Here is a 13476-nt window from a genome sequence, read left to right as displayed (position 1 = left end):
CCCGCAGGAGCCTCCATGGCCGCGCCAGCCCTTTCTCAATGTCTTTCCAGGTTCGGCGCCGCCGCTACACTGGCCGGGCTCTTCAGCCTGAGCGGTTGCCAGACCGGCGCAAGCCGCGACAGCCTGCCGCCCACCAGCGGCGTGGAGCCACTCAAGGGGCTCGCGCAGAACGTCTCAGTGCGGCGCAACAGCCTTGGCATGCCGTTGATCGAAAGCAACAACTTCCATGACGCGCTGTTCGCCCTGGGCTACGTGCACGCCAGTGACCGCATCAGCCAGATGATCGGCCTGCGCCTGCTGGCCCAGGGTCGGCTCGCGGAAATGGCCGGCCCTGATGCGCTGGACCTCGACCGCTTGATGCGCACGGTCAACCTGAAGAAAAACGCCAACGCGCTGTACGCCGACGCCTCGCCACGCCTCAAGCGTTTCTATGAAGTCTATGCCCGTGGCGTCAACGCCTACCTGTTCCGCTACCGCGACAAGCTGCCGGCCGACCTCGCCGCCAGCGGCTATCGCCCCGAATACTGGAAGCCGGAAGACTCGGCACTGATCTTTTGCCTGCTCAATTTCAGCCTGTCGAGCAACCTGCAGGAAGAACTCTCATCGCTGGTGCTGGCCCAGAAGGTCGGCGCCGACAAGCTCGCCTGGCTGCTGCCGACCTACCCGGACGAGCCGCTGCCGTTCCCGGAGGCGGACAAACTCAAAGGCCTGAACCTGGGCGGGCAACTGCCGGGGTTGGGCGATCTGAACAAGGTGGCGTCGCGCCTCAGCGATCTGAACATGCTCGGCGCCGCGGCCTCCAACAACTGGGCAATCGCCCCGCAGCGCAGCCGCAGCGGCAAGAGCCTGCTGGCCAACGACAGCCACTTGCCGATGGCCATCCCGTCGGCCTGGAACTACGTCCAGCTGCGCTCGCCGAAGTACCAGGCTTCGGGCGTGACCCTCGCCGGTTACCCGGGCGTGTTGGCAGGCTTCAACGGCAAAGTGGCCTGGAGCATGACCACTGTCATGGCCGACAACCAGGACCTGTTTCTGGAGAAGGTCAAGCGTGAAGGCAGTCGGCTGATGGTCGAGGTGGACGGCAAATGGCAACCAGCGCGGGTGCGCAACGAGACCTACTTCGTCAAAGGCCAGCGGCCGATCCGCGAAACTGTCTATGAGACCCGTCACGGCCCGCTGCTCACTGGCAGCCTGCAAGGCGGCCTGGGCCTGGCCTTGCAAACGCCTGACTTCAAGGGCGATCGCAGCCTGGATGCGCTGTTTGACCTGTCCCGCGCGCAGAATGTCGAGAAAGCCTTCGACGCCAGCCGCGAGATCAGTGCCGTCGCGCTGAACCTGGTGTTTGCCGATGCCAGCAATATCGGCTGGCAGGTCACCGGCCGCTTCCCAAACCGCCGCGAAGGCGAAGGCCTGCTGCCATCGCCAGGTTGGGAAAACCGCTACGACTGGGACGGTTACGCCGACCCGATGCTCCACCCCTATGACCAGGACCCGCCGCAAGGCTGGCTCGGTACCGCCAACCAGCGCACCGTGCCCCACGGCTACGGCATGCAGCTGTCCAACTCCTGGTACTACCCGGAACGTGGCGAGCGCATCGCGCAACTGGCAGGCAGCGGCAAGCATGACACCCGCAGCATGATCAACATGCAGTACGACCAGACCACGCTGTTCGCCGACAAACTGAAAAAGATGTTTGAAGCGCCAGGCATGGCCCAGCCACTCAAGCAGGCCATCGAGGCCCTGCCTGAAGCCGAGCGCAGCAAGGCGCGGGAAGCCTACAGCCGACTGATGGCATTCGATGGCAAGCTCAGCCCGGTGTCGGCCGATGCGGCGCTGTACGAACTGTTTCTGCAGGAAAGCGCCAGGCAGACCTTCCTCGATGAGCTGGGGCCAGAAGCCAGCCCGACCTGGAAGGCCTTTGTCACCAACGCCAACCTGTCCTACTCGGCCCAGGCCGACCACCTGCTCGGCCGCGAAGACAGTCCGTACTGGGACAACGTCAGCACCGCGCAGAAAGAAGACAAGCCGACGATCCTGGCCCGCAGCCTGGCGGCCGCCGTCAGCGCCGGCGAACGGGAACTGGGCAGCGATCGCAAGGCCTGGCAATGGGGCAAGCTGCACCGCTACGACTGGAACGCGGCCAGCAGCAAGTTGGCGCCGCTGATGACGGTCAGCCAGCACGGCGGCACCCTGAACCGCGCAGCAATCCCGGCCGGCGGCGACCACACCACCTTGAACACCTCGGCCTACCACTGGGGCCAGGACTTCAACGCCTGGTTGGTGCCGTCGATGCGCCTGATCGTCGATTTCGGCCAGGCCGAACCGATGATCGGCCTTAACAGCGGCGGCCAGTCCAGCAACCCGGCCAGCCCGCACTACGCCAACGGAATCGATGGCTGGCTCAAGGGCCAGTACGTGAGCTTCCCGATGCAGCCGCAGAACTTCGACAAGGTGTATGGGGTCAAGCGGCTGACGTTGACGCCGGGGAAATAGCCAGCGTTTCAAGGCTCTGGATCGGTGTTGGGGCCGGCCCTCACCCCAACCCTCTCCCAGTGGGTGAGGGCCGACTTCGACGGCATGATTCCGGGCCTCAAGAAAGGTATCAAAGCGTTACACGACGATGGCACCTACGCCGCCCTTCAGAAGAAGCACTTCGATGAGCTGAATCTATACAGCGGCAAATAACCTGAGCCTCGGCGACCTTCTTGACCTTCCAGTCGCTCGACATTGCGGCCATCATCTATCTTTGTGTGACTCCCTTTACCCTGGTCGGCCTTTTCCGCTTGGCTAGCTGGCTGGCCTTTCTTCGGACCTGCATACTAGGAACCATCATGCACCATCGGACTCACGAGATCCTGGCGCCGGTGCCCGGCATTTCCCGCCAGATCCACAGCTTCCACTTCGGCCCACGCGGGGCCGGCAAGATCTATATCCAGGCCTCGCTGCATGCCGACGAATTGCCCGGCATGCTGGTCGCCTGGCACCTGAAACAGCGCCTGAGCATGCTCGAACTGCAGGGCCTGTTGCGCAGTGAAGTGGTGCTGGTGCCGATCGCCAACCCGGTCGGGCTGGAGCAGGTGCTGATGGATGTGCCACTGGGTCGCTACGAGCTGCAGAGTGGGGAAAACTTCAATCGCAACTTTCTTGACCTGAGCGATCAGGTCGGCGATGAGATCGAAGCGCACCTCAACGAAGACCCGGCCCACAACCTCTGGCTGATCCGCAACAGCCTGCGCCAGCAACTGGAACGCCAGCCGGCGCAGACGCCGCTGCAATCCCAACGCCTGACCCTGCAACGACTGGCCTTCGACGCCGACATGGTGCTGGACCTGCATTGCGACTTCGAAGCCGTGCAGCACCTGTACACCACCCCCGAAGCCTGGCCGCAGGTCGAACCGCTGTCGCGCTACCTCGGCGCCCAGGCCAGCCTGTTGGCCACCGACTCGGGCGGGCAGTCGTTCGATGAGTGCTTCACCCTGGTCTGGTGGCAGCTGCAACAACGCTTCGGCGAGCACTTTCCGATTCCCCAGGGCAGTTTCTCGGTCACCATCGAGCTGCGCGGCCAGGGCGATGTCAACCATGCCATGGCCAGCACCGATTGCGGGGCGATTCTCAATTATCTGACCCATTTCGGCGCCATCGAAGGCGAACCGGCACCGCTGCCAGCGCTTTTGTACCCGCAAACGCCGCTGGCGGCGGTGGAACCGGTCAGCACCCCGTTGGGCGGCCTGCTGGTGTTTCACGTCACCCCCGGCCAGTACTTGCATGCCGGGCAGCTGATCGCCGAAATCATCGACCCGCTCAACGACCGCGTCACCCCCGTCCACAACACACAGCCAGGCCTGCTCTACGCCCGTTCCCTGCGGCGCATGGCCACGGCCGGCATGGTCATCGCACATGTCGCCGGCCAGCAGCCTTACCGCAGCGGCTACCTGCTTTCACCTTGAGAATTTCCTGTCAGGCGAGTCGGGCTGATCAGACCACAGGCGCAGGTGGAGGCTCATCCGGCAATGCTGGCTCGCCGGGCTCGGCAGGCTGCTGATCGGGGTCGCCAGGTTGCGGCGTGTCAGGGTCGGGTTGGCCGGGAATCCCGCCGGCCATCGACATGTTGGGGTTGGCCAACAGCGACCATGCCAGCAGGCCCACCTGGTTGGGTTGCAAGAAGGCGAGTTTTGCACGGATCGTCGGGTCGATTTTCATAGAGCGCTCCTGATCGAGGTCCGGCTTGCCTTGCGCAAGCCGGAACAGTTCATCTCGTTGGAGTGCCAGTCGGAGAAGGAATTCCTTCGCTTCGTCGACTCAGGTACGCGGCAGGGTAACCCCGCGCTGGCCCTGGTACTTGCCGCCACGGTCCTTGTAGGAGATTTCACATTCCTCGTCAGACTCCAGGAACAGCATCTGGGCCACGCCTTCGTTGGCGTAGATCTTTGCCGGCAGCGTGGTGGTGTTGGAAAACTCCAGGGTCACGTGGCCTTCCCACTCTGGTTCCAGCGGCGTGACGTTGACGATGATGCCGCAGCGCGCGTAGGTGCTCTTGCCCAGGCAGATGGTCAGCACGTTACGCGGAATGCGAAAGTACTCGACGGTGCGGGCCAGGGCGAAGGAGTTCGGCGGAATGATGCAGACGTCGCTCTTGATGTCGACGAAGCTCTTCTCATCGAAGTTTTTCGGGTCGACAGTGGCCGAGTTGATGTTGGTGAACACCTTGAATTCATCGGCGCAGCGCACGTCGTAGCCGTAGCTGGAGACGCCGAAGGAGATCAGCCGGTCCTGGCCTTCGCCACGCACCTGGCGCTCGACGAAAGGCTCGATCATGCCGTGCTCTTGCGCCATGCGGCGAATCCACTTGTCCGATTTGATGCTCATGGCGGGGGTGTCCTGAATAGCGAGGTGAAGAAAGAGAGCCGCGCATCTTACTGTGCTTGCGGCCTGCTTCAAAGTTTCATCCAAGCCAGGCGCCGGACGGACGGTCCACAACGACGCAGAGTGCTGCCCCAGGCCCCTTTAAAACGCACGATTGGCGGGATCTGCAAGCCATTAGTCTCGAATTCCACGAAACCCCAACAAGACCATTGGCACGTTATGAAAAAAGGGTTAAGGTGGCGCCACTGTGTTGCTTGTGTCACTGAGAATCTCTACACGATGTTAGATTTCGATCAAATCATCCCTACGAATTTTCCTGCTCTTTGCACTCAGTCCCGACCAGGGCAGTTCCTGCGTCGTAGCTAATTACTGTGTCCAAGGAGATACACCATGTCCAATCGCCAAACCGGTACCGTTAAGTGGTTCAACGATGAAAAAGGCTTCGGCTTCATCACCCCACAATCCGGTGACGACCTGTTCGTACACTTCAAAGCCATCCAGGCTGACGGCTTCAAAAGCCTGAAAGAAGGCCAAGCGGTCTCTTTCGTCGCTACCCGCGGCCAGAAAGGCATGCAAGCTGAAGAAGTTCAAGTTATCTAACTTGCGCTTTTAGCTTCGAAAAGCCCCGCCCTTAAAAGCGGGGCTTTTTTGTGACCGATGTAAAACTCAAGATTTTGGGGCCGCTTCGCAGCCCATCGCGGCCGGGTCCGCTCCTACATCGACTGCGCGCACCTGTAGGAGCGGACCTGGCCGCGATCGCCTGCGAAGCAGGCGCCGCTGTTGTTCAGTCGTCGCTGATGGTGATGCTGGGCATCGCCGGCGCTGCCGCCTCTTGCAACACAATCCGCGCACCCACATGCCGCGCCAGTTCCTGGTAAACCATGGCAATCTGGCTTTCCGGTTCGGCCGCCGCCGTCGGCTTGCCGCCATCGGCCTGCTCGCGAATCAGCATCGACAACGGCAACGAGGCCAATAGCTCGACGCCGTACTGGGTCGCCAGCTTTTCGCCACCGCCTTCGCCAAACAGGTGTTCGGCATGGCCACAGTTCGAGCAGATGTGCACCGCCATGTTTTCCACCACGCCGAGCACCGGAATGTTGACCTTGCGGAACATTTCGACGCCTTTCCTGGCGTCCAGCAGCGCCAGGTCTTGCGGCGTGGTCACGATGACGGCACCGGCCACTGGCACTTTCTGCGCGAGGGTCAGCTGGATGTCGCCCGTGCCCGGCGGCATGTCGATGACCAGGTAATCCAGATCATTCCAGGCGGTCTGGGTAATCAGTTGCAGCAGCGCGCCGGAGACCATCGGGCCGCGCCAGACCATCGGCGTGTTGTCATCGGTCAGAAAGGCCATGGACATCACTTCAACGCCATGAGCCTGAAGCGGTACAAACCACTTCTGGTCCTTGACCTTTGGTCGGGTGCCTTCGGCGATTCCGAACATCACGCCCTGGCTCGGGCCGTAGATATCGGCATCGAGAATACCCACTCGCGCACCTTCACGGGCCAGCGCCAGTGCAAGGTTAGCCGCGGTGGTGGATTTGCCCACGCCGCCCTTGCCCGAGGCCACGGCCACAATGTTTTTCACATTGACCATGCCCGGTATTTGCGCCTGGGCCTTGTGCGCCGCGACCACGCACTGGATCTCGACCTTGGCCGACACCACGCCGTCCAGGCCTTCGATGGCGGTTTGCAGCACCTGCGCCCAGCCGTTCTTGAACAGGCCCGCGGCGTACCCCAGTTCCAGTTGCACGTGCACGCGCGCGCCATCGATATCAATGGCGCGAACACAGCCGGCACTGACCGGGTCAAGGTTCAAATAGGGATCGGTGTATTGAGAAAGGACGGCTTCCACCGCTGCGCGATTGACGGCGCTCATGGACACTCCCGAGAAAAGACTGAGCAAATTAGGTGGCTATCGTAACCGTTCTGCGGCAACGAAAGCATCGCGAGTGATGTGCACGGGGTGAAATATCTTTCTCAGCGCTTTATAGTGGCCGATCTTCGTTTCACAGCCAGAAAGCCGAGCCCCATGTCCGAGCCACGCCAGATTCTCGTCACCAGCGCCCTGCCCTATGCCAACGGTTCCATTCACCTTGGCCACATGCTTGAGTACATCCAGACCGACATGTGGGTGCGCTACCAGAAGCATCGTGGCAATCAGTGTGTGTATGTTTGCGCAGACGATGCCCACGGCTCGGCCATCATGTTACGCGCCGAGAAGGAAGGCATTACTGCCCAGCAGCTGATCGACGCCGTTCAGATTGAGCACAGCACCGATTTCGCCGACTTCCTCGTCGAATTCGACAATTTCCACTCGACTCACTCCGAGGAAAACCGCGAGCTGTCGAGCCAGATCTACCTGAAACTGCGTGACGCCGGGCACATCGCCACTCGCTCGATCACCCAGTACTTCGATCCGCAGAAGCAGATGTTCCTCGCCGACCGTTTCATCAAGGGCACCTGCCCCAAGTGTGCGGCCGAAGACCAGTACGGCGACAACTGCGAGAAATGCGGCGCCACCTATGCACCGACCGAGCTGAAAAACCCGAAGTCGGCGATTTCCGGCGCGACGCCAGTGCTGAAGGACTCCCAGCACTTCTTCTTCAAGCTGCCTGACTTCCAGGCCATGCTGCAGGACTGGACCCGCAGCGGTACGCTGCAGGATGCGGTCGCCAACAAGCTCGCCGAATGGCTGGATGCCGGCCTGCAAGAATGGGACATCTCCCGCGATGCGCCGTACTTCGGCTTCGAGATCCCGGACGAGCCAGGCAAATACTTCTACGTCTGGCTGGACGCGCCGATCGGCTACATGGCCAGCTTCAAGAACCTCTGCGCCCGCCGTCCGGAGCTGGACTTCGACGCCTACTGGGCCAGGAATTCCAAGGCCGAGCTGTACCACTTCATCGGCAAGGACATCGTCAACTTCCACGCCCTGTTCTGGCCTGCCATGCTCGAAGGCGCCGGCTACCGCAAGCCGACCGGTATCAACGTGCACGGTTACCTGACCGTCAACGGTCAGAAGATGTCCAAGTCGCGCGGTACCTTCATCAAGGCCCGCACCTACCTGGACCACCTGTCGCCGGAGTACCTGCGCTACTACTACGCGGCCAAGCTGAGCCGTGGTGTCGACGACCTTGACCTGAACCTGGAAGACTTCGTCCAGAAGGTCAACTCCGACCTGGTCGGCAAAGTGGTCAACATCGCCAGCCGCTGTGCAGGCTTCATCCACAAGGGCAACGCCGGGGTCATGGTCGAGGGCAATGCCGCGCCAGAACTGACCGATGCGTTCCTGGCCGCCGCACCGGGCATCGCTGACGCCTATGAAACCCGCGATTTCGCCCGCGCCATGCGTGAAATCATGGGTCTGGCCGACCGCGCCAACGCCTGGATCGCTGACAAGGCTCCCTGGGCCCTGGCCAAGCAGGAAGGCAAGCAGGACGAAGTCCAGGCTGTCTGCGCCCTGGGTATCAACCTGTTCCGCCAGCTGGTGATCTTTCTCAAGCCGGTGTTGCCTGTGCTGGCAAGCGACGCCGAAGCGTTCCTGAACGTGGCGCCGCTGACCTGGGACGACCACAAGACCCTGCTGAACAACCACACACTCAACCCGTTCCAGGCCTTGATGACCCGCATCGACCCGGCCAAGGTCCAGGCCATGACCGACGCTTCGAAAGAAGATCTGGCCGCCAGCCAGACAGCACCGGCGGGCAACGGCGAGTTGCTCAAGGACCCGCTCTCGGCCGAGATCGAGTTCGACACCTTCGCCGCCGTCGACCTGCGCGTTGCGCTGATCCTCAAGGCCGAGGCCGTCGAGGGCGCGGATAAGCTGTTGCGCCTGACCCTGGACATCGGCGACGAGCAACGCAACGTGTTCTCCGGCATCAAGTCGGCCTACCCGAACCCTGCCGAGCTCGAAGGCCGGTTGACGATGATGATCGCCAACCTCAAGCCGCGCAAAATGCGCTTCGGGATCTCCGAAGGCATGGTGATGGCGGCTGGCCCCGGCGGTGAAGAAATCTACCTGCTCAGCCCCGACAGCGGTGCCAAGCCAGGCCAACGCATCAAGTAACACCCGAAACGCCCCGCTTTGATGATTCATGGCGGGGCGTTCTCATTGCCGGGTCCTTGCCGGATAATGGCTGACAGCCCGCACGCCGGCATGACCATGACCGAACTGTTCTTTACGCTCATCAGCGCCGCCCTCATCAACAACCTCGTGTTGCACCTGCCGCTGGGTATCGACCCGCTGCTGCGGCTGCCTGAGGATGCCGATCGCGCGCGCATCCATGCGCTGGGCATTGCCACTTGCGCCTTGATGACCTTCAGTGCGGTGCCCGGCAAATTGTTGGCTGATTATCTGCTGGCACCGCTGGACCTGGGCTTTCTGCGCCTGTTTGTATTCCTGCCCTTGTGCGTACTGCTGATCGGGCCGCTGTTGCGTCTGCTGGCCCGCGCACTACCAGGGCTACCCTTCGCCGGGCTCGATAACTTGCTGCTGGCCAATGCGGCGATACTCGGCCTGAGCCTGATCGCCGACGATGCCCAGGTGAGTGCCTTGACGACCCTGATGCTGAGCCTGGGCGCAGGGCTGGGATTCTGGCTGGTCTTGAGCCTGTTCGATGACTTGCGCCAGCGGGTTTGTAATGACGATGTGCCCTCGCCCTTTCGCGGCCTGCCGATCCAGTTGATCAGTGCCGGCCTGATGGCGATGGCGTTTCTCGGTTTCGACGGATTGTTCAAATCATGAGTTTGATTCAACGCATCGACGCCCTGTTGCCGCAAACCCAGTGCGGCAAATGCGGCCACCCCGGATGCAAACCCTACGCACAAGGCATTGCCGCGGGCGAGCCGATCAACAAGTGCCCGCCGGGCGGCCAGGAAACCATTGACGCCTTGGCGAACCTGTTGCAGGTGCCGGTTATCGCGCTGGACACCGAACGTGGCATGGCGCCTGCGCAAGTCGCCTATATCCGCGAAGCCGAATGCATTGGCTGCACCAAATGCATTCAGGCCTGTCCGGTGGACGCCATTGTCGGTGCCGCCAAATTGATGCACACCGTGATCACGGATGAATGCACCGGCTGCGACTTGTGCGTGGCGCCCTGCCCGGTCGACTGCATCGACCTGGTTCCGTTGCCGCCGCAAGGCCCGGTCATCCCGATCGTCAGCGGTCTGGCGGTGACCGCCCAGCAGCTGCAGGCTCGCACCGACAAGCGCAATCATGCGCGACTTCGCCATGAACAACGCGCGGCACGCTTGCACCGTGAAGAGCAGCAAAAACTCGCCGAGCGACAGGCGCGCTTGCAGCGTTCGACACCAGCCAGCGTTGCGGCCGTCGACCCGATTCAGGCGGCGCTCGAACGGGTGAAGGCACAAAAGACTGCCGCTGCCGATGCCGCGCTCAAGCAGGCAAAAGTGGCGGCGGCCATGAGCCGCGCGCAGTTGCACAAATCCTTGAAAGCCTTTGGGTCGCCGCCCACCCTCGAACAGCATCAACGGCTGCAAGAGTTGCAAGCCTTGCTGGTGCAATCAGAAGCAACGCTTGCCAGGCTGCAGGCCGAGGAACCGGCACCCGTCACTAAAACGCCCGCGCCGGCGTCGGCCGAGCTCAAGCGCGCCAAGATCCAGCTGGCCATGCGCCGCGCCGAGCTTGGCAAGCTGGAAAAGGACCCCACGGCCAGCAGCGACGCCCTGACTGCAGCGCGCGATGGCGTGCTCGAAGCCCAGCGCCAGGTGGACGCCCATGCAACCCCTTGAGGTTGCCGACAATGTCCTGGCCCTGGAGCGAACTCGCCGGGCCATGGGGCAGGTGCTGCTCGCCACCTTGCCCGGGCTGCTGGCGCTGTTCTGGCTGCAAGGCTGGGGCACCTTGATCAATCTGTTGTTGGCAGCCAGTACCGCGCTGGCCAGCGAAGCGCTGTTTGTGCGCTTGCGAGGTCAGCCTGTTGTGTCCACCCTGAGCGATGGCAGCGCGCTGGTCACTGCGACCTTGCTGGCGATTGCTCTGCCACCGTCAGCACCCTGGTGGCTGACACTGATTGCCACCGCCGCCGGCCTGGGCCTGGGCAAGCACCTGTATGGCGGTGTCGGTCGCAACCCCTTCAACCCGGCCATGCTCGGATATGCCTTGGTGTTGGTGTCCTTCCCGCTGCCCATGACCCACTGGCCGGCACTGCAGGCAGCAGACCTGGTGGGCAATCTGCAACACGCTTTTGGTCTGGCAGGCGCCAACCCACCGGATGCCTGGGCCCAGGCCACGGCTCTGGACGTGCTGCGCATCAACAAGAGCCTGACCATCGATGAGCTGTTCGCCAGCCATCCGGCCTTTGGGCGCTTTGGCGGCCACGGCGTGGAATGGGTCAACCTGGGCTTTGTGCTGGGCGGGCTGTTTTTACTGCAACAACGGGTGATCAGCTGGCATGCACCGGGGGCGATGCTGGGGTCGCTGTTTGTGATCAGCCTGCTGTGCTGGAATGGTTCGGGCTCCGACTCGCACGGTTCCCCGCTGTTCCACCTGCTGTCCGGGGCGACGATGCTGGGGGCGTTTTTCATCGTTACCGAGCCGGTTTCCGGCCCCAAAAGCGCAAAGGCTCGACTGCTCTTTGGTGCCGGGGTTGGTGTGCTGGTGTATCTGATTCGTACCTGGGGCAATTACCCCGACGGCGTTGCCTTCGCCGTCCTGCTGATGAATCTCGGCGTACCTGCTCTTGAGCGTCTGACCACTCGCAACGCGCAGGCACCCACATGATCAGCCGCAACCGCAGTGCACTGCTGGTCACTGCGCTGGCTGTCGCAAGCCTTGGCGTGAGCACCGCCTGGCAGCAGTTCAGCGCCCAGCGCATCGCGGATGCGGAGCAAACCCTCAGGGCGCAAGCGCTGCTGAGCGTGTTGCCGGTCGATAGCTACGATAATCAGCCGCTCAATCAGCCCTTGCACCTGACGGACACCCGCTTGCCGGGCAGCGCGCTGCTGGCGGGTTATCTTGCCCGCAAAGACGGCAAGGCCAGTGCTGTGGTGCTGCAAAGCCGAACCTCGGGGTATGGCGGCCCGATTGACCTGATGATAGCGATCGCGCCGCAAGGCCGGCTGATCGGCGTCAAGGTCTTGCAGCACAACGAAACCCCGGGCCTCGGCGCGCATATCGCCGAAGCGGATAATCCGATGATGGCTGAGTTTGCGGGCAAAGACCGGCGCGGCACAGCCGATGAGCGCTGGGCTCTGGCTCGCGACAAGGGCGACTTCGATCAAGTGGCTGGCGCGACCATCACCTCAAGAGCGGTGGTCACGGCGGTTCATGACGCCTTGCGCTATTTCGACGACCACGCCACCGCGCTGACGTCCGGAGGGCCGCATGAATAAGACCTGGAGCTGGCTGGGGCCCTTGAGCCTGGCGCCCCTGCTCGGCGCCAGCCAGACGCTGGTGCAGGCCTGTGCGATGCTGTTGGCGAGCCTGCTCGTGGTCGTGGCCTGGCGCCTGTGCATTGCGCCCCTGCGCCGCGTCCTGCACAGCTCGATGCAGGATGTGGCGTGCCTGCTGCTGGCGGCGGGCATCGTGACCTGCCTGGAACTGACCCTGCGCGCCTGGACGCTGGCGCTTTATCATGGGCTTGGCCCGTACCCCGCGTTATTGGTATTGAACTGCCTGTTGCTTGAAAGAACGGCGCAATCGCCTCTGGACGTCCGCGCGCTGGCTCGTTATGGCGCGCTGCTGGTCACGCTGGGCCTGGCCCGTGAACTGATCGCCAACGGCACCTTGAGCCTGTCGGTGCACGCCATCGGCGAACACGCGGGCCTGCGCCTGGCGGTGCTGGCGCCCGGTGCCCTCATACTGTCGGGCCTGTTGCTGGCGGGCGCTCGCGCCTGGTCCCTGCGCGCCCTCCCCACTGATGCTGCCAAGGAAACACCCGAGAAATGAATGCTGCAAAACGCCTGGAGATTTTTCGCCGTTGGCACGAGGAGAATCCAGAGCCAAAGACTGAGCTTGCCTATTCGACCCCATTCGAATTGCTGATTGCCGTGATTCTCTCGGCACAATCAACCGACGTGGGCGTCAATAAGGCCACGGCCAAGCTGTTCCCGGTCGCCAACACCCCTGAAGCGATCTACGCGCTGGGCGTCGAAGGCCTGTCGGAATACATCAAGACCATCGGCCTCTACAACAGCAAGGCCAAAAACGTCATTGAAGCCTGCCGCATGCTGGTCGAACTGCATGGCAGCGAAGTCCCACAAGACCGCGAAGCCCTTGAGGCCCTGCCAGGGGTGGGCCGCAAAACTGCCAATGTGGTGTTGAATACGGCCTTCCGGCAATTGACCATGGCCGTGGACACCCACATATTCCGCGTCAGCAATCGCACCGGCATCGCACCGGGCAAAACCGTCGTTGAGGTTGAAAAGGCGCTGATGAAGTTCGTGCCCAAGGCGTATCTGCTCGATGCGCACCACTGGCTTATCCTGCACGGGCGCTATGTGTGCCAGGCCCGTAAGCCGCGCTGCGGTAGTTGCTTGATCGAAGACTTGTGCGAGTACAAGCACAAAACCTCCGACGATTGAGCAAACATAGAGAAAAGTGATAAAGCGATTGAAAAAATCTTTTTTACGAATACAAGGATTCTG

At 62.3% G+C, this 13476-nt stretch carries 13 protein-coding genes and 1 pseudogene; 11 read left to right on the top strand and 3 right to left on the bottom strand.

What is annotated here, in order from left to right; all coding sequences use genetic code 11:
• Nucleotides 1–15: 15 nt before the first annotated feature.
• The 3 genes and pseudogenes from GUY40_RS06390 (at nt 16) to GUY40_RS06375 (ending at nt 3947) form a co-directional block, all read left to right on the top strand.
• On the top strand, nt 16–2493 hold the full coding sequence (locus tag GUY40_RS06390; protein WP_166568098.1) for a penicillin acylase family protein: 2478 nt from the start codon (nt 16–18) through the stop codon (nt 2491–2493).
• Nucleotides 2494–2589: 96 nt separating this feature from the next.
• Nucleotides 2590–2685: pseudogene (locus GUY40_RS06385) on the top strand (ABC transporter substrate-binding protein); the annotation flags it as partial.
• Nucleotides 2686–2831: 146 nt separating this feature from the next.
• Nucleotides 2832–3947, top strand: a complete 1116-nt coding sequence (locus GUY40_RS06375; RefSeq protein WP_166568097.1) for a succinylglutamate desuccinylase/aspartoacylase family protein — start codon at nt 2832–2834, stop codon at nt 3945–3947.
• A gap of 28 nt (nt 3948–3975) precedes the next feature.
• Here the strand turns inward: GUY40_RS06375 and GUY40_RS06370 are convergent, their stop codons facing one another.
• Both GUY40_RS06370 and dcd read right to left on the bottom strand, forming a co-directional pair.
• Nucleotides 3976–4200, bottom strand: coding sequence for a hypothetical protein (locus GUY40_RS06370; protein WP_166568096.1), 225 nt, complete (start codon nt 4198–4200; stop codon nt 3976–3978).
• Between the two features lie 99 nt (nt 4201–4299).
• Nucleotides 4300–4866: a dCTP deaminase gene (gene dcd / locus GUY40_RS06365; RefSeq protein WP_166568095.1), complete on the bottom strand. Its 567-nt coding sequence runs from the start codon at nt 4864–4866 to the stop codon at nt 4300–4302.
• Nucleotides 4867–5253: 387 nt separating this feature from the next.
• On the opposite strand from dcd, the gene GUY40_RS06360 reads away from it, so the two are divergent.
• Nucleotides 5254–5463 (top strand): cold-shock protein, encoded by a 210-nt coding sequence (locus GUY40_RS06360; protein ID WP_166568094.1) that lies wholly within the window; start codon nt 5254–5256, stop codon nt 5461–5463.
• A 184-nt stretch (nt 5464–5647) separates the two neighbouring features.
• Here the strand turns inward: GUY40_RS06360 and apbC are convergent, their stop codons facing one another.
• Nucleotides 5648–6742: an iron-sulfur cluster carrier protein ApbC gene (apbC, locus tag GUY40_RS06355; RefSeq protein ID WP_166568093.1), complete on the bottom strand. Its 1095-nt coding sequence runs from the start codon at nt 6740–6742 to the stop codon at nt 5648–5650.
• A gap of 153 nt (nt 6743–6895) precedes the next feature.
• Here apbC and metG point away from each other — a divergent pair, with 153 nt between their 5' ends.
• The 7 genes from metG to nth all read left to right on the top strand — a co-directional run bounded on the left by metG (nt 6896) and on the right by nth (nt 13413).
• Nucleotides 6896–8932 carry a methionine--tRNA ligase gene (metG, locus tag GUY40_RS06350; RefSeq protein ID WP_166568092.1) on the top strand — a complete coding sequence of 679 codons (2037 nt, stop codon included), beginning with the start codon at nt 6896–6898 and terminating at the stop codon, nt 8930–8932.
• A 96-nt stretch (nt 8933–9028) separates the two neighbouring features.
• Nucleotides 9029–9610 (top strand): Rnf-Nqr domain containing protein, encoded by a 582-nt coding sequence (locus GUY40_RS06345; RefSeq protein ID WP_166568137.1) that lies wholly within the window; start codon nt 9029–9031, stop codon nt 9608–9610.
• Nucleotides 9607–10620, top strand: a complete 1014-nt coding sequence (gene rsxB, locus GUY40_RS06340) for an electron transport complex subunit RsxB (protein ID WP_166568091.1) — start codon at nt 9607–9609, stop codon at nt 10618–10620. The genes GUY40_RS06345 and rsxB overlap by 4 nt, the downstream gene beginning before the upstream one ends.
• Nucleotides 10607–11611 (top strand): RnfABCDGE type electron transport complex subunit D, encoded by a 1005-nt coding sequence (locus GUY40_RS06335; RefSeq protein ID WP_166568090.1) that lies wholly within the window; start codon nt 10607–10609, stop codon nt 11609–11611. Before rsxB ends, GUY40_RS06335 begins: the two co-directional genes overlap by 14 nt.
• Nucleotides 11608–12222: an RnfABCDGE type electron transport complex subunit G gene (locus GUY40_RS06330; RefSeq protein ID WP_178117708.1), complete on the top strand. Its 615-nt coding sequence runs from the start codon at nt 11608–11610 to the stop codon at nt 12220–12222. The genes GUY40_RS06335 and GUY40_RS06330 overlap by 4 nt, the downstream gene beginning before the upstream one ends.
• Entirely contained in the window at nt 12215–12778 is a 564-nt protein-coding gene (locus GUY40_RS06325) for an Rnf-Nqr domain containing protein (RefSeq protein WP_256675656.1), read from the top strand. The genes GUY40_RS06330 and GUY40_RS06325 overlap by 8 nt, the downstream gene beginning before the upstream one ends.
• Nucleotides 12775–13413, top strand: a complete 639-nt coding sequence (gene nth / locus GUY40_RS06320) for an endonuclease III (protein ID WP_166568089.1) — start codon at nt 12775–12777, stop codon at nt 13411–13413. The genes GUY40_RS06325 and nth overlap by 4 nt, the downstream gene beginning before the upstream one ends.
• The last annotated feature ends 63 nt before the right edge of the window (nt 13414–13476 follow it).

This window comes from Pseudomonas sp. R5(2019) (assembly GCF_009905435.1).
GTDB lineage: Bacteria > Pseudomonadota > Gammaproteobacteria > Pseudomonadales > Pseudomonadaceae > Aquipseudomonas.
The sequence above is the reverse complement of the archived record's forward strand: the minus strand, read 5'-3'. Positions and strand labels throughout refer to the sequence as shown.

What these genes read in the sequence shown, in the direction of transcription:
- GUY40_RS06390 (WP_166568098.1), top strand. Translation starts at nt 16, where the DNA reads ATGGCCGCGCCAGCCCTTTCTCAATGTCTTTCCAGGTTCGGCGCCGCC.
- rsxB (WP_166568091.1), top strand. Translation starts at nt 9,607, where the DNA reads ATGAGTTTGATTCAACGCATCGACGCCCTGTTGCCGCAAACCCAGTGC.
- metG (WP_166568092.1), top strand. Translation starts at nt 6,896, where the DNA reads ATGTCCGAGCCACGCCAGATTCTCGTCACCAGCGCCCTGCCCTATGCC.
- dcd (WP_166568095.1), bottom strand. Translation starts at nt 4,866, where the DNA reads ATGAGCATCAAATCGGACAAGTGGATTCGCCGCATGGCGCAAGAGCAC.
- GUY40_RS06370 (WP_166568096.1), bottom strand. Translation starts at nt 4,200, where the DNA reads ATGAAAATCGACCCGACGATCCGTGCAAAACTCGCCTTCTTGCAACCC.
- GUY40_RS06345 (WP_166568137.1), top strand. Translation starts at nt 9,029, where the DNA reads ATGACCGAACTGTTCTTTACGCTCATCAGCGCCGCCCTCATCAACAAC.
- apbC (WP_166568093.1), bottom strand. Translation starts at nt 6,742, where the DNA reads ATGAGCGCCGTCAATCGCGCAGCGGTGGAAGCCGTCCTTTCTCAATAC.
- GUY40_RS06375 (WP_166568097.1), top strand. Translation starts at nt 2,832, where the DNA reads ATGCACCATCGGACTCACGAGATCCTGGCGCCGGTGCCCGGCATTTCC.
- GUY40_RS06360 (WP_166568094.1), top strand. Translation starts at nt 5,254, where the DNA reads ATGTCCAATCGCCAAACCGGTACCGTTAAGTGGTTCAACGATGAAAAA.
- GUY40_RS06325 (WP_256675656.1), top strand. Translation starts at nt 12,215, where the DNA reads ATGAATAAGACCTGGAGCTGGCTGGGGCCCTTGAGCCTGGCGCCCCTG.
- GUY40_RS06330 (WP_178117708.1), top strand. Translation starts at nt 11,608, where the DNA reads ATGATCAGCCGCAACCGCAGTGCACTGCTGGTCACTGCGCTGGCTGTC.
- nth (WP_166568089.1), top strand. Translation starts at nt 12,775, where the DNA reads ATGAATGCTGCAAAACGCCTGGAGATTTTTCGCCGTTGGCACGAGGAG.
- GUY40_RS06335 (WP_166568090.1), top strand. Translation starts at nt 10,607, where the DNA reads ATGCAACCCCTTGAGGTTGCCGACAATGTCCTGGCCCTGGAGCGAACT.